Here is a 25,720-nt window from a genome sequence, read left to right on the forward strand (position 1 = left end):
TGCCTTGCTCGACCCGGCTTCCTGTCTGTCAAACTAGAGGCAATTTATTCCAAAAAATTTTGCTAGCGCGCCTTGCCTTAGAATACGCTGAAGCCTGTTCCAAATAATCGAGAACAAATTATCCCAAGCACTGTAGTCCGACGCTGACGCGACCTCGTGAAACTTTCCATCGGCCACCGCCTCTTCCTTTCCGTCCTGCTGGCCATCCTCGCGGTAGCGGCCAGCGCCGTTTTTCTGTTGCGCCAGAACGTGCTGGCCGGCTTCGACGATTACGCCGTCGGCATCGAACTGGACCGTCTCGACGAATTGTCCGGCGCACTCGCCGCGCGCTACCGCCTGCAGGGGAACTGGGACTTCCTGCCGCCCGCCGACGAGCGCCGCGGCTGGATCGCCGCCGAACTGGCGCGCCTGCAAGAAGAAAGACAGCGCCGCGCCCGCGCAGTTCCTGGGCCGCCCTCGCCGCCTTCCCCTGCATCGCCGCCCTCGCCCGCGTCTCCGCCTTCGCCGCCTTCGCCCGATGGCGCGCCGGCGTCCGTGGCGCCGGCTCCTGCGGCGCCACCCGCACCGCCGGCGCCGCCGGCCCCGCCCGCGCCGCCGGCCATGCCGCTGCCGCCGCCGCGCATCGACACGGCGCGCGCGGCCGCGCCCGCGGCGCCGGGCGCGGACGGCGTCACCTACGACCTGCACCAGCGCGTCACCCTGCTCGATGCGAATGGCGGCTACCTCGCCGGCCGCCAGCCCGGCAGCCTGCCGCTGGCGCGGCGTGCGATCGAGGTCGACGGCAGCACGGCCGGCTACCTGGGCGTGGCGCGCAGCCCCCGTCCCAGCGACGCGATGGCGCTCGCTTTCCTGGAACAGCTGCGCAGCAGCCTGTGGCTGATCGTGGCGGCGGCAGTCGTCCTGAGCGCCCTGGCCGCTAGCCTATTGGCGCGCCACTTCCGCCAGCCGATCGGGCGCCTGGCCGAAGGCGCGAGCGCGCTGGCCGGCGGGCGCTACGACGTGCGCCTCGCGGACACGCGCAGCGACGAACTGGGCGACCTGGCGCGCCACTTCAATGCGCTGGCGCAGCAACTGGACAACGCGGAGCGCGCGCGCCGCCAGTGGGTGGCCGACACCTCGCACGAGCTGCGCACCCCGCTGGCCGTGCTGCGCGCCCAGCTCGAGGCCTTGCAGGACGGCGTGCGCAGCGCCACGCCGGAGACGGTCGGCGCCATGCTGCGCCAGGTGCTCTCCCTGAACAAACTGATCGACGAGCTGTACGCGCTGGCCCGCGCCGACGTCGGGGCCCTCGACTGCAAGCCGGCCCCGCTCGACCTGTGGCAGCTGGCCGCCACGCAGGCGCAGGCCTTCGCCGCACGCCTGCACGCCGCCGGGCTGGTGCTGGAGACTGGCAACACGCCGCCGCCGGCCCTGGTGCTGGCCGATGCCGACCGCCTGCGCCAGGTGCTCGACAACCTGTTCGAGAACAGCCTGCGCTACACCGCCGCCGGCGGACGCATCGCGCTGCACGCGCATGCCGACGGCGCGCACATGCGCCTGGTGATCGACGACAGCGCACCCGGCGTGCCGGACGATGCGTTGGCCCGCCTGGGCGAGCGCTTCTATCGCGTCGACGCTTCGCGTAGCCGCGCACACGGCGGCGCCGGGCTGGGGCTGGCGCTATGCCGGCGCCTCCTGGAAGCCCAGGGCGGCGCGCTCGCGTTTTCCCACTCGCCGCTGGGCGGCCTGCGCGCGACGGTCTCGCTGCCGCTGGCAAGGGAGCAGGCATGAGCACGCGCTTGATGATCGTGGAGGACGAGCCGGAACTGGCCGCCGTGGTCGCCGACTATGCGCGCGCCGCCGGCTACGATCCATCCGTCTTCGGCAACGGCCTGGAGGCGCTGGCGGCCATCCGCGCAGCGCCGCCTGCCCTGGTCGTGCTCGACCTGATGCTGCCCGGGCTCGACGGCCTGTCGCTGTGCCGCGAGCTGCGCGCCTCCAGCGCCCTGCCGGTCATCATGGTGACGGCGCGCGTGGAAGAGATCGACCGCCTGCTGGGCCTGGAAGCCGGCGCCGACGACTACCTGTGCAAGCCGTTCAGCCCGCGCGAGCTGATGGCCCGCATCAAGGCCATCCTGCGCCGCAGCGGGGCGTCCGCGCCGGTCCGGGTGCTGGCGATCGACGAGGCCGCGCGGCGCATCGAAGTGCATGGCCAGCTGCTCGACCTGACGCCGAGCGAGTTCGCCATCCTCGCCGCGCTGGCGCGCCGCCCCGGCCAGGTGTTCTCGCGCGCCCAGCTGCTGGACGCGGCGCGCGCCGACAGCCTGGACGCCACCGACCGCGCCATCGACAGCCACGTCAAGAACCTGCGCCGCAAGATCGAGGCCGCCGCGCCGGGACTCGACGCCATCCGCTCGATCTACGGCCTGGGCTACCGCTGCGATTGCTAGGCGCTCCACGGTTTCTCCACATTTGGCAGGCACGATGCATTCATGGCCGCCAGACCTGGCCGGCCGCAGCCGAGAGGAGATCACCATGAGAACAACGATGCTGGCGCTTGGCGCCGCACTGGCCCTGCTGGGTTCGAGCGCCGCCCTGGCGCACGACGGCGTGCACGTCCACTACCAATGCGATGCACGGGGGAAGGAAACATGCCCGGCGCCGCCCGCGCCCCCTGCTCCGCCCGCGCCACCGGCCGCGCCTGCGCCGCCTGCGCCGCCGCATGGGTACGCATCCCATCCGGCGCCTCCGGCCCCGCCGGCGCTGCCTTCGATGGCGGTGCCGCCTGCACCGCCTGCGCCGCCGCCCATCCCGGCCGTGCCGGCCACGGCCCATGCGGCCTGCGCCGGCAAGGCGACAGGTGCGCGCCTGCGCTACGAACTGCGCAATGGCGCCACGATGACCGGGGTGTGCGCACGCGAAAACGGCGAGCCCGTGTTCCGGCTGCGCGAGTACCGGCACGACGCCTGAACCCGAAGCGGCGCGGACGGCTCGACTTGGCGGTCTAGATCATTTATTCTAGACCCATGCGCACCGAAGATCTTCCCGCCAAGCCCACCCCGTCCGAACTGGAAATGCTGCGCCTGCTGTGGCAGCTCGGCCCGGCTACCGCCCGCCAGGTGCACGAGGCGGCGGTCGAGGCGCGCCCCGGCATGGCCTATTCCAACGTGCTGCGCCTGCTGCAGGTGATGCATGCCAAGGGCCTGCTCAGCCGCGACGAAAGCGCGCGCGCCCACGTGTACGCGCCGGCCCAGCCCCAGGACACGCACCAGGCCGGCCTCATCAAGGACCTGATCCACAAGGCCTTTTCCGGCTCCGGCAAGGAGCTGGTGCTGGCCGCGTTGCGCGGGCATGTGAGCAAGAAAGAACGCGAAGAGATCCAGCAGATCCTCAACCGCAAGGACTGAGCCGTGCCGCCGCCTGCCGCCCGGCCCCAGCCGCCGATACAGCCGGAGCTGGAGGATTGCTGCCGCAGCGGCTGCACGCCCTGCGTGTTCGACCTCTACGACACCGCGCTCGAACGCTACGAGCGCGAGCTGGCTGCCTGGGAAGCTGCGCAGGCGGCGCCGGTCCCGCCCACTTCATGAGCCCTGCATTGCCGCGCACGCTACAGATCGAAACCTTGCCGTTTTGATTACAATGAGCCCATCGGTCATGGCCTGGAGCGGAAATGTTTGACATGGATCTTCCCTGGTGGGAATTCGTTGTACGCGCCCTTGCCGTGTACATCTTGCTGCTGATTATGGTGCGCCTGTCGGGCCGCCGCACGGTCGGCCAGTTCACGCCCTTCGACCTCCTGATCGTCATGCTGCTGTCCGAGGCCGTCTCGAATTCGCTCAGCGGCGGCGACAATTCCCTCATCGGCGGCCTGATCGGCGCAGCCACGCTGGTCGCCATCAATTCGCTGATCGCCCTGGCCAGCTCGCGCAGTGCTTCGTTCGAAAAAGCCGTCGACGGCAGCGCCGTGCTGATCGGGCGCGACGGCGAATTCTTCGACAAGATCGTGCGCAGCTGCCGGCTGTCGCAGTCGGACCTCGAAGAAGCCTTGCGCGAGCACGACTGCCCGAAGTCCGAGATGAAATGCGCCTTCCTCGAGGCCGACGGCGAGATCACCATCATGCGTAACCCGCAATAGCGCTTGGGCACTTCCCCAAGTGCTCGTTTACTGGGTCACTATTCTCCCCGTACTGTGTAGCTTGTCGGGTTTTGCGTGTGCTACTTTTTTCTGCGGCGGGTCCGGTCGGACGCGCCGTTTTGGTTTCTTTCCTATCCAGGAGGTATGCCATGAAAAAAGTAATCTCGGCCCTCGCGCTGACGGTGTCCGCCATGACGGTGGCGCCGGCAGTCCAGGCCCAGGATGTCTTCCGCGCCGTCTCCAGCGGACCGAGCGAGGCCACGCCGAATCCTTCGCCCGGCTATAGCATCGCGACGTTTGAAATCGACGGCAACATCCTCACCGCGGACATTCCCTTCAGCGACCTGACCACGCCCACGGTCGACGCCCACCTGCATTGCTGCACCACCGAATCGCTGACCGGTGTCGCTGGCGTCGCCATTCCGCTGTTCGGCTTCCCGCTCGGGGTGACCTCCGGAACCTACACCCGGACCTTCGACCTGAGCGACCCGGCCATCTACAGCCCCACCTTCCTCGCGAACTTCGGCGGCACCGCGGCCGGCGCCAGCGCGGCGATGCTCGATGCGCTGACCGGCAACCAGGTCTACCTGAATATCCACACCTCGCAATATCCGGGAGGCGAGATCCGCGGCTTCCTGGTCGATACGGCGGTGGCGGCGATTCCGGAACCGGCCACCTGGGGGATGCTGGGAGCGGGCCTGGCGGGACTGGCGCTGCTGTCGCGCCGCCGTCCGGCCATGTTCAGGCAAGCGTAGCGCCGCGCGACGCCAGCAACTGGCGCCAGGCCGGTATCGCCGCACGCCAGAAGGCGTCGAGCGATACCGCCTGTTCCACCTGCAGGCCCAGGAAGCGCGCCGCCTGCATCAATGCGGCCACGGCCGCCGCCTCGTCGCCCGGCGCCACCGCCAGCGCGCCCGTCTGCTTCGACAGCTTCTCCCCCAGCTCATTGCGCACCACCGGTACGTGCAGGTAGCGCGGCGTCGGCACGCCCAGCACCCGCTGCAGGAAGACCTGGCGCGGCGTCGAGTCGAGCAGGTCGGCGCCGCGCACCACGTCGGTCACGCCCTGCAGCGCATCGTCCACCACCACCGCCAGCTGGTAGGCCCAGAACCCGTCGGCGCGTTTCAGGACGAAGTCGCCCGATTCGCCGTGCAGGCGCTGGGTGATCTCGCCGGCAAAGCGGTCGGTGAAGCTGACCACGTCGTAGCCCGGGTCCGGCACCCGCAGGCGCAGGCTGCGCATGTTGCGGCCCTCGGCCAGTCCGTAGCGGCAGGTGCCGGGATAGATCGCCGCGCCATCCGGGGCAAGGCCCAGGCGCGAATCGGCGATCTCGCGCCGGTTGCAGCCGCAGGGATAGGTGTGTTCGGCGATGCGGTCGGCGGCCGCCTGGTAGAGCTCCTTGCGGCGGCTCTGCCAGACGATCTCGCCATCGGCATGCATGCCGAGCGTCTCGAGCAAGGCCAGGATGCCCTCGGCCGCGCCGGGCACGCTGCGGCCTTCGTCGATGTCTTCGATGCGCACCAGCCAGGTACCTTCGTGGGCACGGGCGTCGAGATAGCTGGCCAGCGCCGCCACCAGCGAGCCCGCATGCAGCGGACCGGTCGGCGACGGCGCGAACCGGCCGATGTAGGGTGGGTTCACGTGCTTGAATGAGTGATTGTCGAGGAAATACCTTAGCACACGACGTCGCGACACTGCGACGTCGCAACGTCGGGGTCAGGTCGCAACGTCGGGGTCAGGTCTGACATTCGGACACGGGCCCAGCCTTGCTTCAGTTGAGCTTGTGTCTGAATGTCAGACCAGACCCCGATTTACGGTTTACTTCGGTTGAGCTCGTGTCTGAATGTCAGACCTGACCCCGGTTTGTTCGGGGCTTACTTTTTTGCATGCTCGCTAATGAGCTTGGTGACCTGCCCCGCCACCTCGTTCGGCACCGCCATCGACAGCTGGTAATGCACGATCTCGAAGCCCTTGGCCGTCTTGCGGATCACGCCGCTGGCCATGCAGGGGCCCATGTTCGGCGTGTCGAGCAATTCGTCAAACCAGATCACCGACTTGTCGGCCGAGGCATAGACATTGCGGCGCGTGGCCTTGAAATTCCATGCGGATTTGCGGTCGAAATACTTTCGGGCCCAGGTCTTGAACTCGTCGCGGCGCCACAGTTCGGTGCGGTCGGTGCCGATGTAGACGCCGTCCGGCGCCATCTTGTCGAAGAAAGTCAGGCGCGCACTGGCGGCATCGCCGTGCCATTCGTCGACGAAGGCATTGACCTGCTTGGTGAGGACCGGATCGGTTTCGGCGTGGACAAGGCCGGACAGGCCGAGGAACAGGACAGCGGCAGCAAGGAGTCGTTTCATGGTCTCTTTCAGTGGTCGTCGCGTGGAGGCCGCATGGCATGCGCCCCGGTTGGAATTGTGGCAAGCAACGATAATGCAACTCGGGCGGCTTGCCAAGGCAGCATTTCCGCATCGGGCTTGCCGCGTCTTAACGCAAATTTAACAGCGCCCGCGTTACGCTCGAGTCAACGCGGTCACCGCACCCTTCCACACCCACCTTGAACAAACCGATGCACACCAGGTCGCAACGCATGCCGGTCCAGGATTTCCTCGCGCTGCAGGACGTCGTGCGCCGGCTTGCCCGAACCTATCCGCCCGACTGGCTGGAGCGCCGCGGACCCCAGGTCTACGCCGCCACGCTCGCGGCCTCGTTCGCGCTGGCGATGCTGGTAGGACTGGCGTGGGGACCGTGGTGGAGCGTCCTGTTCCCGCTCATGATGCCGCACCTGGTGCTGGTAATCCTGCCGCGCTGCCTGCTCGGGCGCGAAGCGGGCCGCCCGCGCTGGGCCCATCCCCTGGCCGTACTGGATCGCCAGGATGCCGAGCTGGCCGGCCGCATCGCCGCACAGGCTCCCGCCTTCAGCGGCGACCGCTTTTTCGAGATCTGGCATCGAGCTCAGTGCCTGGCCGGGTACCACCATGGCTGAAAGCCGTGCAGCTGCTCTAGAATAGGCCCATGCGCATCCTCATCGTCGAAGACCACCCCGATATCCTGGCCAACCTCTACGGCTTCCTCGAGCCGCTGGGCCACCAGCTCGACTCGGCCCGCAACGGCTATGGCGGGCTGGCGCTGGCCTCCGAGCACGATTACGACGTGATCGTGCTCGACATCATGCTGCCGGGCCTGAACGGCCTGGAGCTGTGCCAGAAGCTGCGCGCGGAGCTGGGCAAGTCCACGCCGGTGCTGATGCTCACCGCGCGCGACAGCCTGCCCGACAAGGTGGCCGGCTTCGACAGCGGCGCCGATGACTACCTGGTCAAGCCCTTCTCGCTGGTCGAACTCGAAGTGCGCCTGAAGGCGCTGGTGCGACGCTCGTCGGCGGGCCATGCGCTGCACGCTACCATGCGCTTCGGCGAGCTCAGTTACGATCCCGATACCCAGGACGCGTCGCGCGCAGGCGTGCCCGTGCAGCTCACCAAGACCGGCTACGTCCTGCTGCGCACCCTGCTCGCCGCGGCCCCGCGCATCGTCACGCGCGAGTCGCTCGAACATGCCGTGTGGGGCGACGACCGCCCCGACAGCGACGCCCTGCGCACGCACATCCACGCGCTGCGCCAGGCCATCGACAAGCCCTTCGCCGCGCCGATGCTGCAGACGGTGGCGGGCGTGGGCTACAAGCTGGTGCAGCCAGCAGCGGCGCGCGATGAAAAGCGCTGACTCGCTGCAGCGGCGCATCGTCGTCGCCTTCCTGCTGTTCGGCCTGGGCGCATCGGGCTTTTTTGCGGTCATCGCGGCGCTGGCCGTGGAAGGCATCGAAGTGCAGCTGGTGGACAAGCGCCTCGAAGCGGCAGTGGCCTGGGCCGCGCCGCGCCAGGCCGCGGGCCTGGACGTGGACATGCCGGCCGGCCTGCGCTTCCACCGCAACGGTGCGATTCCCGCGCCGCTGCGCGTCCTGCCCGACGGCGTGCACAAGGTCGATGTCGGCGACACCCGCCTGCACGTGCTGGCGGGGCACGATGCGCGCGGCGGCTGGGTGCTGGTCGACCACGAAAGCGATTACGACAAGATCGAAGTGGTGGTGTACTCGATGTTCGCGGTCGCCTTCGCCGGCTTCCTGCTGCTGGCCGCCCTGCTGGGACGCTTCCTGGGCACGCGCGTGGTCACGCCGATCCGCGAGCTGGCCCAGTCGGTCGGCATGGAATCGGCGCCGCCGGCGCTCACCGGGCGCCGCGACGAGCTGGGCGTGCTGGCGCGCGCCCTGGAAGCCCATACCGCCGAGCTGCGCGCCTTCCTGGACCGCGAGCGCTACTTCACCGGCGACGTCAGCCACGAGCTGCGCAGCCCGCTCACCGTGATCATGGGCGCCGCCGAAATCCTGGTGCAGCAGGCGCCCTCGCCCGCCGTGCTGCTGCCGGCCGAGCGCATCTACCGCGCCGCGCGCGAAGCGGCCGAATGCGTCACCGTCCTGCTGCTGCTGGCCAGGTCCCCGGACCTCGGCATCCAGCCGCCGGTGGCGCTGGACGACATCGCCGAAGACGAAGTCGAGAAATACCGCCCGCTGGTGGCGGACAAGCCGGTCGCCCTGCGCTTCGTCGACGGCCCGCCGCTGGCGGTGCGCGCGCCGCGCGAACTGTGCGCCGCCGCCATCGGCAACCTGGTGCGCAACGCCTGCCAGTACACCGACCAGGGTGAGATCCTGGTCAGGCTCCTGCCCGGCCAGGTCGTGGTCGAGGACACCGGCCCCGGCCTGCCGCCGGCCGTGGTGGCAACGCTCGGCCTGGGCGGCGGCCCCCCTTCGCTGGGCTCAGCCGGCACCGGCCTGGGCCTGGCGCTGGCGCGCCGCATCTGCGATTTCCTGGGGGCGGGCTTTGCCTACGAAGCGCGCGAAGGGGGCGGCAGCCGCTTCACCATGCGTTTCCCGGCCGCCTTCGAGCAGCCAGTTCACACCGATTTAACGCCCGGCTGACGAAGCGTTCACGGACAGGTCGCTATCGTTCGCCGGTAAGCCAGCCATTCCGGCTGCGCATCCTGAAGTGAATCGACGTGTCCCCCATTCTCTCCCGGCGCATCAGCGCCAACCTGCTTGTCTTTGCCGTAGCGCTGCTGCTGGCATCCGTCGCCAACCTCAATTTCTGGTCGGCCTATCTCCACGCCGTCGGCGGATTTTCCGCCGCGCGCCTGCCCCTGCTGCTGGGCAGCTTCGCGATCGTGGTCCTGCTGTTCCACGGGCTGCTCACGCTGGCGAGCTTCCGTTTCGTCGCCAAGCCGGCGCTGGTGCTGGTGCTGCTCACCGCCTCGGCCACGGCCTGGTTCATCAACGAATACGGGATCGTGATCGACAAGGCGATCATCCAGAGCATTGTCGAGACCGACCCGCACGAGGCGGTCGAATTGCTGAACTGGCGATTGCTGGTATTCGTGGCCCTCACGGGCGGGCTGCCGGCCCTGCTGGTGGCGCGGGCCCGCATCGCCTACCCGGCTGGCCTTCCTGGCCTGGCCCGGCGTGCCGGCATCGCCGCCGGCTCGCTGGCGCTGGCCGCGCTGCTGCTGGTCCTGCTGTTCAAGACCCTGGCCCCGGTCGTGCGCGAGCACCGCGAGCTGCGCTACCTGCTCACGCCCACCAATACCGTGCAGGCCCTGAACGGCTACCTGCGCGGCCGCTTCAGCACGCCCATCCCGCTGGCTCCGCTCGGGCGCGACGCCGTCAAGGGGGAGCGCTGGAGCGGCCAGGCGCGCCGCACCGTCACCGTGATCGTGGTGGGCGAGACCGCGCGCGCGGCCAACTTCTCGCTCAATGGCTATGCGCGCGACACCAATCCGCGGCTGGCGCGCGAAGCGGACCTGATCAACTTCGCCAACGTGCAAGCGTGCGGCACGGCGACCGCGGTCTCGGTGCCCTGCGTGTTTTCGGCGCTCGGCCGCGAGCGCTACGACGATGCGAAAGCGAAGCACCAGGAAGGCCTGCTGGACGTACTCTCGCACGCCGGTTTCGAAGTGCTCTGGCGCGACAACAACTCGGGCTGCAAGGGCGTGTGCGACCGCGTCGCCTTCGCCGACCTGGCGGCGCCGCATGCGGGCGCCACCCATTGCGCAGGCGACGAATGCTATGACGAAGGGCTGCTCGACGGCCTGCCCGAGCTGGTGCGCCACGCCAGCCGCGACCTGGTCGTCGTCCTGCACCAGAAGGGCAGCCATGGCCCGGCCTATGCGAGGCGTTATCCAGCCGGCTTCGGGCGCTTCGGCCCGGTGTGCGAAACGAGCGAATTCGAGTCCTGCACGCGCGAGTCGATCATGGCGGCCTACGACAACACGATCCTCTACACCGACACCTTCCTGGCCAAGACCATCGACCTGCTGCGCGAGGCTGCGCAGGACGGCGGCATCGATACCGCCATGCTCTACTTCTCGGACCACGGCGAGTCGCTCGGCGAAGGCAATATGTACCTGCACGGCGCACCCTGGCTGTTCGCGCCCAAGGAGCAGACCCACGTGCCGATGATGCTGTGGATGTCGGAGGGCTTCAGCGACCGCTTCCACATCGACCGCGCCTGCCTGGCGGCGCGCCGCGACCAGGCGCTGTCGCACGATAACGTGTTCCATTCGGTGCTCGGCATGCTGGACGTCGACACCGCCGTGCGCAATCCCAAGCTCGACCTGTTCCATGCCTGCGTGCGCAAGGGTTGAAGGCATGGTGCTGTTGGGATGGAAGGCCGGCGCCAGGATCGCCGCCCTGCTCTGCCTTGCAGCCTTGCTGCTGCTCGCGCTGGGACGCCATACCGATATCGACCTGCTGCTGGCCGACGCGCTGTACGACGGCGCCACCCGGGCCTTCCCGTGGCGGAACGCCTGGCTGACCGCCGTCTTCGGCCACCAGACCCTGAAGACAGCCCTGACGATGCTGGCAGCCCTGCTCATCGGCGTTGCGCTGGGCGTTGCGGCCTTGCCGCACGCGATGCAGCTCGGGCCGCTGACCCGGCTGCGCCTGTACGTGATCGCCTGCTCGGCGGTGCTGGTGCCTCTGGTGATCAGCCTGCTCAAGCAGGCCAGCAATGCGCACTGCCCCTGGGACCTGGCGCGCTACGGCGGCAGCCAGCCCTATGTGCGCCTGTTCGAGGCGCTGCCGGCCGGCGCGATGCCCGGCCATTGCCTGCCCGCGGGCCACGCCTCGAGCGCGCTGTGGCTGATCGCGCTGGCCGTCCTGTGGCTGCCGGGCGAGCCGCACAAGGCCAGCCGCGCCGCCGGCGCCGCCATCGCATTCGGCATGGCGGTGGGATGGATGCAGCAGATGCGCGGCGCCCACTTCCTGACCCATACCCTGTGGTCGGTATGGACCGCCTGCGCCATCGTGCTCGCGCTGGCGATGGCGCTGCAGGCCAGCCAATGGGCCACGCGCAGGCCTAGCGGTGATACACGCCTTCGCGCTCCGGCTGGTACTCGATGGCGTGCACGGTGACCTCGAACATGCCGCCGTCCGGCCGCTCCCAGGTCATGGTGTCGCCCACCTTCAGGCCCAGCAGCGCGGTACCGACCGGCGTCAGGATCGACAGCTGTTCGGCGCCGCCGTTCATGTCCTTCGGATAGGTCAGCGTCATCGTAACCGGCTGCTCGGACGGTCCGAAGGAAAAGCGCACGCGCGAATTCATGGTCACGACGTCGGGCGGCATCTCCCACGGTTCGGCGAGGCGCGCGCGGCCCAGTTCGTCGAGCAGCGCGTCGCGCGCCCGCGCTTGCGCGGCAGGCAGCGCGTCGAGCAGGCGGTCGAGGCGGTCCATGTCCAGCCACGAGACGAGGATAGAAGGTTTCATAGGGGCTCCAGGATGTGCCCGCGGCGACGCGGGCGGAAAACGGTTGCGGCTGCAGTCAAGGGCAGCCGGCGTAGCGGATTGCGATGGAGTGGCTCGGGAGGATGCTGCTTGCGGGTTCGGTTCCCGCGGTCCTCACCGAGCCCGGGAGAGCCAGGCGAGGTTGCGCGACGATTGCTGCACCGCTCGCAGGACGGCGGCGCAGTCACGCTCGACGGACGCGGCAAAGCCCCTGCCCTGCTGGCAGGCGCCGGTGCGCGGCGATGTGAAGCGAGTTGGGTGCATGGTGGAGGCCGGGTCCTGTCAGGGCCAGTATAGCCCTTGCAGGAAATCCGTCAACGCGCTGCGCTTCCTATGCGGCGCTGCCCGCCTTGGCCTTGGGCGGCTTCTTCGGCTTCGGCAGCGGCATCAACTCGGCGGTATCGAGGAACAGGCGGCGCAAGGCATCCGGATCGTCGAGCAGTTCGTCGGCGATCGGGAAATCCTTCGCGCCGGGGTACGGAGGGCCCTGCGGCAGGTCCGGCGCCAGGTTTGCCACCGCCTGCGAAGGTTTGATGAAAACGCTGTTATCGCACACAAACGCGATGACCTTCTCGTCCAGGTAGAGGGCGTATTCGCCGAACAGCTTCTTGTAGGTCAGGCGGCTGCCCAGCCTGGCCGTCTCCACGACATATTCAACAAAGCTCAGATCGGTCGACACGTGTTCTCCATGATTGACTGGCCGCCTTTCGGGCGAGTTGGATTTAAGTGAGCCTTACAGGACGGTGCTCCGTTCGCGCCGGCCCGGGGCTGTTGCCACGACTCATTCTACAAGGACAGGCTACCGTCGATGCAGGTGATTGCCTGGCCACCCACCTTGACCGCCTCGTCCGAGATCGACAGGCGCAGCACGCCGGCGCGCCCGACCATCTCGCCCTGGCTGGCCAGGAAGTCGCGTCCGAACTCCCCCAGCTGTCCCGTATGCCGCAGGTAGGCCCCTACCGCGCCGGTCCCGCTGCCGCACACCGGGTCCTCAATAACGCCATGGGCCGGCGCAAAGGCCCGCACTTCGATGGCCGCGGCGTTGCCCGCATCGTGCTTGCCGAAGACGATGACGCCCGTATGCCTGTCCTTGCTGTGCTGCGCCTTCATGCGCTGCAGGTCCGGCTCGCATGCCAGCACCGCGCGGGCACTCGTCAACTGCGCCACCACCCAGCGTGGCCCGACGTCGACCACGTAGGGCGTGACGTTCACTTCCAGGTCGGCGCGCAGGATGCCTTCCAGTTGCGCGGCCTGGCGCGCATCCAGTGGCGTATATGTCGGCGCCGGCAGCTCGAAAGAAATCCAGGGCGCGCCTGCGTCAAGCTGCTCCACGCTCAAGCGGATCAAGCCTGCCCCGCATTGCTGCACCATCACGCCGTCTTGTGCCTGGACCCTGCCCGCTTCCAGCAAGGCATGCGCCGTGCCGATCGTGGGATGGCCGGCAAACGGCAGCTCGGCGGTTGGCGTGAAGATGCGGACCTGGTAGTCGGCGCCCTCTATCGTGGCCGGCAGGACAAAGGTCGTTTCCGACAGATTGGTCCAGCTGGCGATCTGCTGCATCTGGCCGGTGGAAAGGCCTTGGGCATCGAGCACCACGGCAACCGGGTTGCCCTTGAAGGGCACGGTGGTGAAGACATCGACGGTCTTGAGCGGGAGGCGCGCCATGATGGTCCGATCCGGAAGTGGGAGGTCGATCATGAATGTACCGCTACTCGGCCGGTCATCGCGCTAGCGATTGCCCAATAAAAAAACGGGCCGAAGCCCGTTTCTTGAAGACGCTGCGTGAAAGATCAGCGCTTGTCGATTGCCGGCACATCGCGCGCAGGCGAACCCACGAACAGCTGGCGCGGGCGGCCGATCTTCTGCTCCGGATCGGCGATCATTTCGTTCCACTGGGCGATCCAGCCGATGGTGCGGGCCATGGCGAAGATGCCGGTGAACAGCGAGACCGGGATGCCCAGGGCCGACTGCACGATGCCCGAGTAGAAGTCGACGTTCGGGTACAGCTTGCGCGAGACGAAGTATTCGTCGTTCAGCGCAATGCGCTCCAGCTCCATCGCCAGCTTGAACAGCGGGTCTTCCTGCAGGCCCAGCTCGGCCAGGACTTCGTGGCAGGTTTCGCGCATCAGCTTGGCGCGCGGATCGAAGTTCTTGTAGACGCGGTGACCGAAGCCCATCAGCTTGACGCCCGAGTTCTTGTCCTTGACCTTCTCGATGAAGGCAGGGATGTTCTCGACCGAGCCGATTTCCTTCAGCATGGTCAGGGCCGCTTCGTTGGCGCCGCCGTGGGCAGGGCCCCACAGGCAGGCGATACCGGCAGCGATACAGGCGAACGGGTTGGCGCCCGACGAACCGGCCAGGCGGACGGTCGAGGTCGAGGCGTTCTGCTCGTGGTCTGCGTGCAGGATCAGGATGCGGTCGAGGGCGCGCACCAGCACGTCGTTGACCTTGTACTCTTCGCACGGGTTGGCGAACATCATGTGCATGAAGTTGGCGCTGTACGACAGGTCGTTGCGCGGGTACATGAACGGCTGGCCGATCGAGTACTTGTAGGCCATCGCGACCAGGGTCGGCAGCTTGGCGATCAGGCGGATGGCCGAGATCTCGCGCTGCTTGGCATCGTTGATGTCGAGCGAATCGTGGTAGAACGAGGCCAGCGCGCCGACGGTGCCGACCAGGACCGACATCGGGTGCGCGTCGCGGCGGAAGCCACGGAAGAAGAACTGCATCTGCTCGTGCACCATCGTGTGCTTGGTCACGGTGTCGGTGAACTTGGCCTTTTCGGCGGCGTTCGGCAGTTCGCCGTTGAGCAGCAGGTAGCACGATTCCAGGAAGTCGCAGTTCTCGGCCAGCTGTTCGATCGGGTAGCCGCGGTACAGCAGCTCGCCCTTGTCGCCGTCGATGTAGGTGATGCTCGAGTTGCACGCCGCGGTTGACATGAAGCCCGGGTCGTAGGTGAACTTGCCGGTCTGGCCGTACAGCTTGCGGATGTCGACGACGTCCGGGCCGATCGTGCCCTTGTAGATCGGCATGTCGATCGATGGGCTGCCATCGGAGAACGACAGGGTGGCTTTGGTATCAGAGATATTCATGGCACTTCCTTCTTTGGGAGTGGATCTATAAACAAAAAACGAAAACTTGGCTGGCAGCTAGCCTGCTTACGCCTGCCGCAGGCGCGCCAGCAGGGCGCGCACATGAGGCTGGTCGAGCTCGCCTTCCGGTTCGGTGCGGGCCAGGATCAGGTCCAGCAGCGGATTGTCGGCCAGGTCCAGCAGGCGGGTCAGCGCATCGACGTCCTCGTCGCTCAATTCGGTTTCATGCGCATCGAGGAAGCGCGTGAGGATCAAATCGTTCTCGAGCAAGCCGCGGCGCGAACGCCAGCGCAGGCGTGCACGGTTGGCAGGATCGGATTGATGCGTTTTCACACTAGAGTCCGTTGTTGGGTCAACATCATACTCCGTAGGCCGGGTTTCGGCAGTACGGTACTTTTACTGTATTTGCGGCATCTTTACTGTGGGATGGCGCAGGGTGCTGCTGATTTCGGTACAACGCGAACGGAATTTGAACGCGTGGGCAGAATCTGCCCACCCTACGAGCCGTCGAGACTCGTAGGGTGGGCAAGTTCCTTGCCCACGCGTTCAACGCACGCTTGCGATTCGAAACGCGAACCTTAGATCGCCCGGCGAACCAGCAATTCCTTGATCTTGCCGATCGCCTTGTTCGGATTCAGGCCCTTCGGGCACACGTCCGTGCAATTCATGATCGAGTGGCAGCGGAACAGGCGGTACGGGTCTTCCAGGTTGTCCAGGCGCTCGTTGGTGGCTTCGTCGCGCGAGTCGGCGATGAAGCGGTAGGCCTGCAGCAGGCCGGCCGGACCGACGAACTTGTCCGGGTTCCACCAGAACGACGGGCACGAGGTCGAGCAGCAGGCGCACAGGATGCACTCGTACAGGCCGTCGAGCTCTTCGCGCTCTTCCGGCGACTGCAGGCGTTCCTTCTCCGGCCGGATCGAGTCGTTGATCAGGAAGGGCTTGATCGAGTTGTACTGCTTGAAGAAGTTGGTCATGTCCACGATCAGGTCGCGGATGACCGGCAGGCCGGGCAGCGGGCGCAACACGATCGGCTGGGTCAGCTCGTTCAGGTTGGTGGTGCAGGCCAGGCCGTTCTTGCCGTTGATGTTCATTGCGTCCGAACCGCACACGCCTTCGCGGCACGAGCGGCGCAGGCTGAGGGTGTCGTCGACATCGGACTTGATGCGCTGGAGCGCGTCGAGCAGCATCTTGTCGGTGTCTTGCAGCTCGACGGTGACGTCTTGCATGTAAGGCTTCGCATCCTTATCAGGATCGTAGCGGTAGATCTTCAGTTGGACGGTGCGTGCCATGTTGTTTTACCTGTTCATCCAGGCCGGGGACATCCCCGGCCATGCAATATTAGAAAGTACGGGCCTTCGGCTTGAAGGTATCGACGGTCAGCGGCTTCTGGATCACGGCCTTGTATTCCAGGCGGTTACCCTCCGAGAAGAACAGGGTGTGCTTCATCCAGTTCTCGTCGTCGCGCTTCTCGTAGTCGCTGTGGGCGTGGGCGCCGCGCGATTCCTTGCGGGCGGCGGCCGACACGATGGTCGCCTTGGCGGTCTCGATCAGGTTGTCCAGTTCCAGCGCTTCCACGCGGGCGGTGTTGAACACCTTCGACTTGTCCTGGAAGGAGACGTGCTTGCGGCGCTCGTCGAGCTTCATGATCTCTTCCACGCCCTGGTTCAGCAGCGCCTCGGTACGGAACACGCCGCAGAACTTCTGCATCGTGGCGCGGATGTCGTTGGCGACGTGCTGGACCTTCTCGCCGCCGGTCGAGGTCTCGAGGCGGTTCATGCGCTCCAGCGCGATGTCGGCTGCGTCCGCTGGCAGCGGCTTGTTCAGCTTCTGCTTCAGGTTCGAGGCCACCACGTGGTTGCCGGCCGCACGGCCGAACACCAAGAGGTCGAGCAGCGAGTTGGTGCCCAGGCGGTTGGCGCCGTGCACCGACACGCAGGCGCATTCGCCGATCGCGTACAGGCCGTTGACGATTTTCTGTCCACCGGTGCCGTCGGGTGCAACGACCTGGCCGTGGATGTTGGTCGGAATGCCGCCCATCTGGTAGTGGATGGTCGGCACGACCGGAATGGCTTCCTTGGTCGCGTCGACGTTGGCGAACTTGTGGCCGATTTCCAGGATCGACGGCAGGCGCTTCTTGATGGTGTCGGCGCCGATGTGACGCAGGTCCAGCAGGACGTGGTCCTTGTTCGGACCGCAGCCGCGGCCTTCCTTGATTTCCTGGTCCATCGAACGCGAGACGAAGTCGCGCGGCGCCAGGTCCTTCAGGGTCGGCGCGTAGCGCTCCATGAAGCGTTCGCCGTTGGAGTTGATCAGGATACCGCCCTCGCCGCGCACGCCCTCGGTAATCAGGACGCCCGCGCCGGACACGCCGGTCGGGTGGAACTGCCAGAACTCCATGTCTTGCAGCGGCAGGCCGGCGCGCGCCGCCATGCCCATGCCGTCGCCGGTGTTGATGAAGGCGTTGGTCGATGCGGCGAAGATGCGGCCGGCGCCGCCGGTGGCGAAGATGGTGGTCTTCGCTTCCAGGATCATGGTGTCGCCGGTTTCCATTTCCAGGGCCAGCACGCCGACCACGTCGCCGTCGGCGTCGCGGATGATGTCCAGCGCCATCCACTCAACAAAAAAGTGGGTACGCGCACGGACGTTACGCTGGTACAGCGTGTGCAGCAGCGCGTGGCCGGTACGGTCGGCCGCGGCGCAGGCGCGCTGGACCGGCTTCTCGCCGAAATTCGCGGTGTGGCCGCCGAACGGGCGCTGGTAGATCGTGCCGTCGGGGTTGCGGTCGAACGGCATGCCGAAGTGTTCGAGCTCGTACACGACCTTCGGGGCTTCGCGGCACATGAATTCGATCGCATCCTGGTCGCCCAGGTAGTCGCCGCCCTTGACGGTGTCGAACATGTGCCAGTACCAGTCGTCTTCGCTCATGTTGCCCAGCGACGCGCCGATGCCGCCTTGCGCCGCCACGGTATGCGAACGGGTCGGGAACACTTTCGAGAGCACCGCGACGTTCAGGCCGGCTTCGGCCAGCTGCAGCGACGCGCGCATGCCGGAACCGCCGGCGCCAACGATGACCGCGTCGAAGCGGCGGGTAGGGATTGCTGTTTTGATTGCCGCCACGATTACACGCTCCAGAGAATTTGCACAGTCCACGCAGCACAGCCGACCAGGAAGAAGATGGTCGCCAGTTGCAGCAGCAGGCGCAGGCCCGCCGATTTGATGTAGTCCATCCAGATGTCGCGGATGCCGACCCAGGCGTGGTAGAACATGCCGAGGAAGGTCACCAGCGCGAACAGCTTGAACCACTGTTTCGCGAACAGGCCTGCCCAGCCTTCATAGCTGAAGTCCTGCGCGGTCAGGAAGGAGACCAGCAGCACGATCGTGAAGACGGCCATGACGATCGCGGTGACGCGCTGCGCCAGCCAGTCTTTCACGCCGTAGTGGGCGCCGACGACGAGGCGGCGCGGTCCGATATTATTCTTGGTTGCCATGATTAAAACACTCCGAACATTTTCAGGCCGACCAGCGCGGTCAGGACCAGGCCGATGCCCAGCACCCAGCGTGCGGTCGATTGTGCAGCGTCCTTGTCCAGGGCAATGTGGTTGTCCATGAACAGGTGGCGAACGCCGGCGACGAAATGGTGCAGGTAAGCCCACGACAGGCCCAGCAGGATGATCTTGACGAACACGTTGTCGACGATGCCCGCGAAATGCGCGAACGAGATCTCGGAACGAAGGCTTTCCTGCAGCAAATACAGCAGGAATGGCAGCATCAGGAACAATGCCGCGCCGCTGATGCGGTGCAGGATCGACACGATGGCCGATGGCGGCATGCGATACTTGCTTGTAATATCAGCAATGCCGATATTGCGGAACTCCGGCCGCCCTTTTTTTGCTGCTTCTCTCACGGCTTCGGACATGGTACACCTCCCCTTTAAGACACAATTTTTAATGAACCCTTCATTTTCGCCGATTTTGCGAGCTGGCACCAAGCATCAACGAAGATAACCGGTACATCAGTGGCGGCGAACCGGGTCAGTCCATCGCTTACCCAAAACCAACATATTTTAATCGCTTCATGCGATCCCTGCAGCGGTCCTGCAGGGTCGCGATTCCCCGCCCACCCTGCAGTTTTCGTTACGACAACTCGTTCTGGTAGTGGTGGTTCGCCGTCGAGTAAATACCGCGGCGCAGCTCCACCGCCTTGTCGCCATAGGTGAACGACACCCGCTCGGCGCACAGTAGCGGCGTGCCTTCAGGCACGCCGAGGTGCTCGCTGGCCGCGGCATCGGCCGCCACCGCGCGGATCCGTTCGGTGGCGCGGATCATGCGGGTGCCGAATTCGGTCTCGAACAGGCCGTACATCGGCCCCTTGTATTCCACCAGGCGCTCGGCCGTGAGGCCCTTGAACAGCTGCCCCGGCAGCCACAGCTCTTCCAGGATGGTCGGCTGGCCGTCGAAGGACTGCACCCGCTTGATGTACACGACCGCGTCGCCCGATTTCAGCTCGAGCAGACGCGCGACCTCGGCCGGGGCGCGGATGCGCTTGACCTCGAGCACGCGGTTGTCGGGATGGTGGGGCACGCCCTCGTCGGGCATCAGGCGCAGGAAGCGGAAATGGGCGCGCTCCTCGGCGTGGGTGGCCACGAACGTGCCCTTGCCCTGCCGGCGCACCACCAGGTGTTCGGCCGCCAGCTCGTCGATGGCCTTGCGCACCGTGCCCTGGCTGACCTTGAACCGCCCTGCCAGCTCAACCTCGCTCGGCATCAGCTCGCCCGGCTTCCATTCGCCCGACTGCAGGCTTTGGGTGATCAAGGCCTTGATCTGCTGGTACAGCGGCCGGAACGACGGCGACTGGCTGGCGCTTGCGGTGCTTGCGGCGTCGCCGGCCTGGTTCGGGAGGGGGTTCATAGACCGCGATTTCACCATAAACGGGCACGTACGTCCAGTGCATACCGGTCCAGACATGTGTCTTATATAAGACATATGATATGAATTGACAGATGGAATAGCCGAGGAATACACTCGCGGTCGGCTGGACCTCCGCGCGCCGGCCTTGGTGCGCGCGCGATATCCAATTGACAGGTGCCGCTTTTGGTATCATTGCTGTTTTCCCCGGCCGCCGTCGCGGGAATTCGCATCTTCTGTCTGCTCGACCGTTTTCTTTCCCACTTTGGAGATTCATCATGGCTAAAACCCCAATGCGCGTCGCCGTCACCGGCGCGGCCGGCCAGATCGGCTATTCCCTGCTGTTCCGCATCGCCAACGGCGACATGCTGGGCAAGGACCAGCCGGTCATCCTTCAGCTGCTCGAGATCGACAACGAGAAGGCACAGAAGGCGCTCAAGGGCGTCATGATGGAAATCGACGACTGCGCATTCCCGCTGCTGGCCGGCATGACCGCCCATTCGGATCCGATGACCGCCTTCAAGGACGTCGACTTCGCCCTGCTGGTCGGCGCGCGTCCACGCGGCCCCGGCATGGAGCGCAAGGACCTGCTCGAAGCCAATGCCCAGATCTTCACCGTGCAGGGCAAGGCGCTCGACGCCGTCGCTTCGCGCAACGTCAAGGTGCTGGTGGTCGGCAACCCTGCCAACACCAACGCCTACATCGCCATGAAGTCGGCCCCTAGCCTGCCGGCCAAGAACTTCACCGCCATGCTGCGCCTGGACCACAACCGCGCCCTGTCGCAAGTCGCCGCCAAGACCGGCAAGCCGGTCGCCTCGATCGAGAAGCTGGCCGTGTGGGGCAACCACTCGCCGACCATGTACGCCGACTACCGCTTCGCCACCATCGATGGCCAGTCGGTCAAGGACATGATCAACGACGACGCCTGGAACCGCGACACCTTCCTGCCGACCGTCGGCAAGCGCGGCGCCGCCATCATCGAAGCACGCGGCCTGTCGTCGGCGGCATCGGCTGCCAACGCCGCCATCGACCACATGCACGACTGGCACGTCGGCACCAATGGCAAGTGGACCACCATGGGCATCCCGTCGGACGGTTCGTACGGCATCCCGAAGGACACCATGTTCGGCTTCCCGGTCACCATCGAAAACGGCGAATACAAGATCGTCCAGGGCCTGGCCATCGACTCCTTCTCGCAAGAGCGCATCGACCTCACCCTCAAGGAACTGACCGAGGAACGTGAAGGCGTGGCGCACCTGCTGGCCTAAGTAACACGCGGCAGATGGAGTCCGACAAGACGCCCGTCCGCCGCACCCGCCGTGCCGCCACCCCCGGCGGCACGGCTGCTTCCGCTCCTGCTTCCAGCGACAAACACATGCATCCTTCCGAGGTTTTATTCCAGGGCAAACGCCAGCCGCTCCTGCTTCCCGCCTGCGACCACTATTGCGGTTCGGAGAAGCTGATGCGCAAGTCGATGGTCCTGCAACAAGAGCTTGGCCCCCTGTTCGACATCACCTTCGACTGTGAAGACGGCGCCGCCGCCGGCAGCGAGGCCGAGCACGCCGTGCTGGTCGCGGCCCTGGTCAACAGCGAGGACAACCGCCACAACCGCATCGGCGCACGCCTGCACGCCCCCAGCAGCGAACATTTCGCCATGGATGTCGCCACCATCGTCGGCGGCGCGGGCAGCCGCCTGGCCTATGTGGTACTGCCGAAGGTGGACAGCGCCATCGAAGTGGCCAGGGCGATCGACCTGGTCAACCAGCACGCCGCGAACGCCGGGCGTGCAGACCTGCCGGTGCACGTGCTGATCGAGACCCATGGCGCGCTGCGCGAAGCCTACGACATCGCCGCCCTGCCCCAGGTCGAATGCCTGTCCTTCGGCATCATGGACTTCGTCTCGAGCCACTACGGCGCGATCCCGGCCAGCGCCATGCGCACGCCCGGCCAGTTCACCCACCCGCTGGTGGTGCGCGCCAAGCTCGAGATGGTCGCGGCCTGCCACGCGCACGGCAAGGTAGCCTCGCACAACGTCACCACCGACATCAAGGACAGCGGCACGGTCGCCAACGACGCCCAGCGCGCGGCGGCCGAATTCGGCTTTACGCGGATGTGGAGCATCCACCCCGACCAGGTCAAGCCGATCCTCAAGGCCTTCACGCCGCGCCTGTCCGAAGTGAATGAAGCGACCAATATCCTGCTAGAAGCCATGAACGCCGGTTGGGGACCGATCGCGCAACATGGCCGCTTGCACGACCGTGCGAGCTACCGATATTATTGGACCGTTCTACAGCGCGCGAAGCTGGCTGGCCTTGCGCTGCCGGAAGCCGCTGCCGCAATCGTCAACCACACGGATTCCAACTGATGGCCAACCACCTCCCCCGCTTGTTCGCCGCCTGCGCCTTTGCGCTGGCCGCATCCAGCCTGTGCGCAAGCGCAGTCGCTGCTCCCGAAACCCATCCGAAGGCCGAGAAGGTCCTGAAAGCCAAGGCCAAGGCCGACGCCAAGTCCAGGTCGAAGAAGCCGGCCAAGCCTGAAGCAGCCGACGCCTCGGTGCGCGCCGCCGCTGCCTACGATGCCGCCGAGGAAACCGACGCGGACATCACCGACACGATCACGGTCGAGTACGCCTGCGAGCTGAACAACAAGGTCACGATCTACACCAACGAGAACGACCCCGCCAACATCGCGCTGCGCTGGAAGAAGCGGATCCACCGCCTGACCCGCGTGGGCACCACCACCGGCGCGCAGCGCTTCGAGAACGCCTACTGGGGCCTGATCTGGATCGGCATCCCGTCCAAGGGCATCCTGCTGGACTCGCGCCTGAACCGCCAGCTGGCCAACGAATGCAAGAACGCCAAGCAGTCCGAGCCGCCGGTTCCAGTCGTGGCCGCCCTGCCGGAAGAAAAGAAAAGCTGATCCGGGCGCTGTTCCGGATCCCTCGTTGCAATAACGGATTGAATAACAATATCCCACTGAAGGAGAGCATATGTCTCGCAACACCCTGAACACACTGAAGGAATTCCCGGTTGGCGCCGGCCAGAGCGGCCAGTACTACTCGCTGCCGGCGCTGGGCGAAGCCCTCGGTGTGAACCTGTCGCGCCTGCCGGTGTCGATCCGTATCGTCCTCGAATCCGTGCTGCGTAACTGCGACGGCAAGAAGGTCACCGAAGAGCACATCAAGCAAGTCGCCAACTGGGGCGCGACCGCCGAGCGCACCGACGAGATTCCTTTCGTCGTTGCCCGCGTCGTGCTGCAGGACTTCACCGGCGTGCCGCTGCTGGCCGACCTGGCCGCGATGCGCAACGTCGCCAACAAGATGGGCGTGGACGCCAAGAAGATCGAGCCGCTGGTGCCGGTCGACCTGGTGGTCGACCACTCGGTCACCATCGACCACTTCCGCGAGCCGAACGCGCTCGACCTGAACATGAAACTGGAATTCCAGCGCAATAACGAGCGCTACCAGTTCATGAAGTGGGGCATGCAGGCCTTCGACACCTTCGGCGTCGTGCCGCCTGGCTTCGGCATCGTCCACCAGGTCAACCTGGAATACCTGGCGCGCGGCGTCATGAAGCAGGGCGACGTGTTCTACCCGGACACCCTGGTCGGCACCGACTCGCACACCACCATGATCAACGGCGTCGGCGTGGTCGGCTGGGGCGTGGGCGGCATCGAAGCCGAAGCCGGCATGCTGGGCCAGCCGGTCTACTTCCTGACCCCGGACGTCATCGGCGTCAACCTCAAGGGCAAGCTGCGCGAAGGCTGCACCGCGACCGACCTGGTGCTGACCGTCACCGAGATGCTGCGCCGCGAGAAAGTCGTCGGCAAGTTCGTCGAGTTCTTCGGCGCCGGCACCCGTTCGCTGTCGACCACCGACCGCGCCACCATCGCCAACATGGCCCCGGAATACGGCGCCACCATGGGCTTCTTCCCTGTGGACGAAGCCACCGTCGACTACTTCCGCGGCACCGGCCGCACCGAAGAAGAACTGGCGGCATTCGAGGGCTACTACAAGGCCCAGGGCATGTTCGGCATCCCGCAGGAAGGCGAGATCGACTACACCCGCGTGCTCGAACTGGACCTGTCGACCGTGACCCCGTCGCTGGCCGGCCCGAAGCGCCCGCAGGACCGTATCGAACTGGGCAACGTGAAGAACACCTTCGCCGACCTGTTCAGCAAGCCGACCACCGCCAACGGCTTCAACAAGTCGCCGGACGACCTGCACAAGCTGTACGAGACCACCAACGGCGTGCGCGTGAAGAACGGCGACGTCCTGATCGCCGCCATCACCTCGTGCACCAACACCTCGAACCCGAGCGTGCTGCTGGCCGCAGGCCTGCTGGCCAAGAAGGCCGTCGAGCGCGGCTTGACCGTGGCGCCGCACATCAAGTCCTCGCTGGCCCCCGGCTCGCGCGTGGTCACCGAATACCTGACCGCCGCCGGCCTGCTGCCTTACCTGGACAAGCTGGGCTTCGGCGTGACCGCCTACGGCTGCACCACCTGCATCGGCAACGCCGGCGACCTGACCCCGGAACTGAACGCCGCGATCATCGAGAACGACATCGTCGCCTCGGCTGTCCTGTCGGGCAACCGTAACTTCGAAGCGCGCATCCACCCGAACATCCGTTCGAACTTCCTGGCTTCGCCACCGCTCGTCGTCGCCTACGCGATCGCCGGCAACATGACGAAGGACCTGATGTCCGAGCCGCTGGGCAAGGACCAGAACGGCGTCGACGTCTACCTGGGCGACGTGTGGCCGACTTCGCAGGAAATCGGCGAACTGATGCGCTTCGCGATGAACTCGGAAGTCTTCAAGAAGAACTACGCCGACGTCAAGGGCAACCCGGGCGAGCTGTGGGAGCGCGTATCGACTTCCGAAGGCCAGGTCTACAACTGGCCGGAGTCGACCTACATCGCCGAGCCGCCGTTCTTCAGCGACTTCGAGATGACCCCGAAGGCGGCCGCCACCGGCATCCAGGGCGCGCGCGCACTGGGCGTGTTCGGCGACTCGATCACCACCGACCACATCTCCCCGGCCGGTTCGATCAAGGAAGACGGCCCGGCCGGCAAGTGGCTCAAGGACCATGGCGTCCTGAAGGCCGACTTCAACTCCTACGGCTCGCGCCGCGGCAACCACGAGATCATGATGCGCGGCACCTTCGCCAACGTGCGCATCAAGAACAAGATGATCCCGGCCAAGCCTGACGGTTCGGCGGTCGAAGGCGGCATCACCATCCACCAGCCGACCGGCGAACAGCTGTCGATCTACGACGCGGCCATGAAGTACGTGGCGGAAGGCACCCCGACCATGATCTTCGGCGGCGAAGAATACGGCACCGGCTCGTCGCGCGACTGGGCGGCCAAGGGCACCCAGCTGCTGGGCGTGAAGGCGGTCGTGGTCCGTTCGTACGAGCGCATCCACCGCTCGAACCTGGTCGGCATGGGCGTGCTGCCGCTGCAGTTCATCGGCACCGACAGCGTCGAGACCCTGGGCATCACCGGCCGTGAAACCTACGACCTGAAGGGCCTGGAAGGCGAGATCAAGCCACAGCAACTGGCGACCCTCGTGATCCACCGCGAAGACGGTTCGTCGCAGGAAGTGCAAGTGCTGCTGCGTATCGACACCCCGATCGAAGTCGACTACTACAAGCATGGCGGCATCCTGCCGTTCGTGCTGCGCCAGCTGCTGGCTGCGTAATTGCCGGGCGCCCGCCTCGAGCGGGCTTCGCGCAACAAAAAGGGCTGGAACCTTCGCGGGTTCCAGCCCTTTTTTTGTCCGTCAGGACAGGC

At 66.2% G+C, this 25,720-nt stretch carries 28 protein-coding genes; 16 read left to right on the plus strand and 12 right to left on the minus strand.

The genetic code is table 11. The features are described 5' to 3' along the window. Positions 1 to 156: 156 nt before the first annotated feature. From AC3XQU_RS06405 to AC3XQU_RS06435, 7 genes are all read left to right on the plus strand, one after another. Positions 157 to 1,770 (plus strand): ATP-binding protein, encoded by a 1,614-nt coding sequence (locus AC3XQU_RS06405; protein WP_489873308.1) that lies wholly within the window; start codon positions 157 to 159, stop codon positions 1,768 to 1,770. Further along, positions 1,767 to 2,429 (plus strand): response regulator, encoded by a 663-nt coding sequence (locus AC3XQU_RS06410; protein WP_489873309.1) that lies wholly within the window; start codon positions 1,767 to 1,769, stop codon positions 2,427 to 2,429. The genes AC3XQU_RS06405 and AC3XQU_RS06410 overlap by 4 nt, the downstream gene beginning before the upstream one ends. An 85-nt stretch (positions 2,430 to 2,514) precedes the next feature. Continuing rightward, the gene (locus AC3XQU_RS06415) at positions 2,515 to 2,949 is read left to right on the plus strand and encodes a hypothetical protein (protein ID WP_489873310.1); all 435 of its coding nucleotides are present in this window, start codon (positions 2,515 to 2,517) and stop codon (positions 2,947 to 2,949) included. 56 nt (positions 2,950 to 3,005) lie between these two features. Continuing rightward, positions 3,006 to 3,386, plus strand: coding sequence for a BlaI/MecI/CopY family transcriptional regulator (locus AC3XQU_RS06420; RefSeq protein ID WP_489873311.1), 381 nt, complete (start codon positions 3,006 to 3,008; stop codon positions 3,384 to 3,386). A 3-nt stretch (positions 3,387 to 3,389) separates the two neighbouring features. Further along, positions 3,390 to 3,566 carry an oxidoreductase-like domain-containing protein gene (locus tag AC3XQU_RS06425; RefSeq protein ID WP_489873312.1) on the plus strand — a complete coding sequence of 59 codons (177 nt, stop codon included), beginning with the start codon at positions 3,390 to 3,392 and terminating at the stop codon, positions 3,564 to 3,566. A gap of 83 nt (positions 3,567 to 3,649) precedes the next feature. Continuing rightward, entirely contained in the window at positions 3,650 to 4,114 is a 465-nt protein-coding gene (locus AC3XQU_RS06430) for a DUF421 domain-containing protein (RefSeq protein ID WP_489873313.1), read from the plus strand. A gap of 149 nt (positions 4,115 to 4,263) precedes the next feature. Next, the gene (locus tag AC3XQU_RS06435; RefSeq protein ID WP_489873314.1) at positions 4,264 to 4,869 is read left to right on the plus strand and encodes a CHRD domain-containing protein; all 606 of its coding nucleotides are present in this window, start codon (positions 4,264 to 4,266) and stop codon (positions 4,867 to 4,869) included. Here the strand turns inward: AC3XQU_RS06435 and gluQRS are convergent. After that, on the minus strand, positions 4,856 to 5,755 hold the full coding sequence (gene gluQRS / locus AC3XQU_RS06440; protein WP_489873315.1) for a tRNA glutamyl-Q(34) synthetase GluQRS: 900 nt from the start codon (positions 5,753 to 5,755) through the stop codon (positions 4,856 to 4,858). The two genes, AC3XQU_RS06435 and gluQRS, sit on opposite strands and share 14 nt — an antisense overlap. A 233-nt stretch (positions 5,756 to 5,988) precedes the next feature. Continuing rightward, positions 5,989 to 6,471, minus strand: a complete 483-nt coding sequence (locus AC3XQU_RS06445; protein WP_489873316.1) for a nuclear transport factor 2 family protein — start codon at positions 6,469 to 6,471, stop codon at positions 5,989 to 5,991. A 209-nt stretch (positions 6,472 to 6,680) separates the two neighbouring features. Here AC3XQU_RS06445 and AC3XQU_RS06450 point away from each other — a divergent pair, with 209 nt between their 5' ends. The 5 genes from AC3XQU_RS06450 (at position 6,681) to AC3XQU_RS06470 (ending at position 11,564) form a co-directional block, all read left to right on the plus strand. Continuing rightward, positions 6,681 to 7,097: a carbon starvation CstA 5TM domain-containing protein gene (locus tag AC3XQU_RS06450; protein WP_489873317.1), complete on the plus strand. Its 417-nt coding sequence runs from the start codon at positions 6,681 to 6,683 to the stop codon at positions 7,095 to 7,097. A gap of 29 nt (positions 7,098 to 7,126) precedes the next feature. After that, positions 7,127 to 7,828: a response regulator transcription factor gene (locus AC3XQU_RS06455; RefSeq protein WP_489873318.1), complete on the plus strand. Its 702-nt coding sequence runs from the start codon at positions 7,127 to 7,129 to the stop codon at positions 7,826 to 7,828. Continuing rightward, positions 7,815 to 9,077, plus strand: coding sequence for a sensor histidine kinase (locus AC3XQU_RS06460; protein WP_489873319.1), 1,263 nt, complete (start codon positions 7,815 to 7,817; stop codon positions 9,075 to 9,077). Before AC3XQU_RS06455 ends, AC3XQU_RS06460 begins: the two co-directional genes overlap by 14 nt. Before the next feature lie 77 nt (positions 9,078 to 9,154). After that, on the plus strand, positions 9,155 to 10,795 hold the full coding sequence (locus AC3XQU_RS06465) for a phosphoethanolamine transferase (protein ID WP_489873320.1): 1,641 nt from the start codon (positions 9,155 to 9,157) through the stop codon (positions 10,793 to 10,795). Between the two features lie 4 nt (positions 10,796 to 10,799). Next, on the plus strand, positions 10,800 to 11,564 hold the full coding sequence (locus tag AC3XQU_RS06470; RefSeq protein WP_489873321.1) for a phosphatase PAP2 family protein: 765 nt from the start codon (positions 10,800 to 10,802) through the stop codon (positions 11,562 to 11,564). On the opposite strand, the gene rnk is transcribed toward AC3XQU_RS06470, so the two are convergent. The 10 genes from rnk to AC3XQU_RS06520 form a co-directional block, all read right to left on the minus strand. Further along, on the minus strand, positions 11,509 to 11,916 hold the full coding sequence (gene rnk, locus AC3XQU_RS06475) for a nucleoside diphosphate kinase regulator (RefSeq protein WP_489873322.1): 408 nt from the start codon (positions 11,914 to 11,916) through the stop codon (positions 11,509 to 11,511). The genes AC3XQU_RS06470 and rnk overlap by 56 nt on opposite strands. 349 nt (positions 11,917 to 12,265) lie before the next feature. Further along, a complete protein-coding gene (locus AC3XQU_RS06480; RefSeq protein WP_489873323.1) occupies positions 12,266 to 12,613 on the minus strand; it encodes a TfoX/Sxy family protein in 348 nt (115 codons plus the stop codon). Positions 12,614 to 12,720: 107 nt separating this feature from the next. Continuing rightward, the gene (locus AC3XQU_RS06485; protein WP_489873324.1) at positions 12,721 to 13,632 is read right to left on the minus strand and encodes a PhzF family phenazine biosynthesis protein; all 912 of its coding nucleotides are present in this window, start codon (positions 13,630 to 13,632) and stop codon (positions 12,721 to 12,723) included. Positions 13,633 to 13,724: 92 nt separating this feature from the next. Further along, the gene (gltA, locus tag AC3XQU_RS06490) at positions 13,725 to 15,026 is read right to left on the minus strand and encodes a citrate synthase (RefSeq protein WP_489873325.1); all 1,302 of its coding nucleotides are present in this window, start codon (positions 15,024 to 15,026) and stop codon (positions 13,725 to 13,727) included. Positions 15,027 to 15,092: 66 nt separating this feature from the next. Next, on the minus strand, positions 15,093 to 15,359 hold the full coding sequence (locus AC3XQU_RS06495; RefSeq protein ID WP_489873326.1) for an FAD assembly factor SdhE: 267 nt from the start codon (positions 15,357 to 15,359) through the stop codon (positions 15,093 to 15,095). 245 nt (positions 15,360 to 15,604) lie between these two features. After that, positions 15,605 to 16,315, minus strand: a complete 711-nt coding sequence (locus AC3XQU_RS06500) for a succinate dehydrogenase iron-sulfur subunit (protein WP_489873327.1) — start codon at positions 16,313 to 16,315, stop codon at positions 15,605 to 15,607. 49 nt (positions 16,316 to 16,364) lie between these two features. Then, positions 16,365 to 18,143, minus strand: coding sequence for a succinate dehydrogenase flavoprotein subunit (gene sdhA / locus AC3XQU_RS06505; RefSeq protein WP_489873328.1), 1,779 nt, complete (start codon positions 18,141 to 18,143; stop codon positions 16,365 to 16,367). Between the two features lie 2 nt (positions 18,144 to 18,145). Next, on the minus strand, positions 18,146 to 18,514 hold the full coding sequence (sdhD, locus tag AC3XQU_RS06510) for a succinate dehydrogenase, hydrophobic membrane anchor protein (RefSeq protein ID WP_489873329.1): 369 nt from the start codon (positions 18,512 to 18,514) through the stop codon (positions 18,146 to 18,148). Positions 18,515 to 18,516: 2 nt separating this feature from the next. Next, entirely contained in the window at positions 18,517 to 18,942 is a 426-nt protein-coding gene (gene sdhC / locus AC3XQU_RS06515) for a succinate dehydrogenase, cytochrome b556 subunit (RefSeq protein ID WP_489873330.1), read from the minus strand. 217 nt (positions 18,943 to 19,159) lie between these two features. Continuing rightward, on the minus strand, positions 19,160 to 19,933 hold the full coding sequence (locus AC3XQU_RS06520; RefSeq protein ID WP_489873331.1) for a GntR family transcriptional regulator: 774 nt from the start codon (positions 19,931 to 19,933) through the stop codon (positions 19,160 to 19,162). A 275-nt stretch (positions 19,934 to 20,208) separates the two neighbouring features. On the opposite strand from AC3XQU_RS06520, the gene AC3XQU_RS06525 reads away from it, so the two are divergent. From AC3XQU_RS06525 to acnA, 4 genes are all read left to right on the plus strand, one after another. Continuing rightward, positions 20,209 to 21,198 (plus strand): malate dehydrogenase, encoded by a 990-nt coding sequence (locus AC3XQU_RS06525; protein ID WP_489873332.1) that lies wholly within the window; start codon positions 20,209 to 20,211, stop codon positions 21,196 to 21,198. Between the two features lie 107 nt (positions 21,199 to 21,305). Further along, on the plus strand, positions 21,306 to 22,295 hold the full coding sequence (locus tag AC3XQU_RS06530) for an HpcH/HpaI aldolase/citrate lyase family protein (RefSeq protein WP_489873333.1): 990 nt from the start codon (positions 21,306 to 21,308) through the stop codon (positions 22,293 to 22,295). Beyond that, the gene (locus AC3XQU_RS06535) at positions 22,295 to 22,849 is read left to right on the plus strand and encodes a hypothetical protein (protein WP_489873334.1); all 555 of its coding nucleotides are present in this window, start codon (positions 22,295 to 22,297) and stop codon (positions 22,847 to 22,849) included. The genes AC3XQU_RS06530 and AC3XQU_RS06535 overlap by 1 nt, the downstream gene beginning before the upstream one ends. 70 nt (positions 22,850 to 22,919) lie before the next feature. Continuing rightward, positions 22,920 to 25,628 (plus strand): aconitate hydratase AcnA, encoded by a 2,709-nt coding sequence (gene acnA, locus AC3XQU_RS06540; protein WP_489873335.1) that lies wholly within the window; start codon positions 22,920 to 22,922, stop codon positions 25,626 to 25,628. Positions 25,629 to 25,720: the final 92 nt, after the last annotated feature.

This window comes from Telluria sp. AZSoR62 (assembly GCF_058111565.1).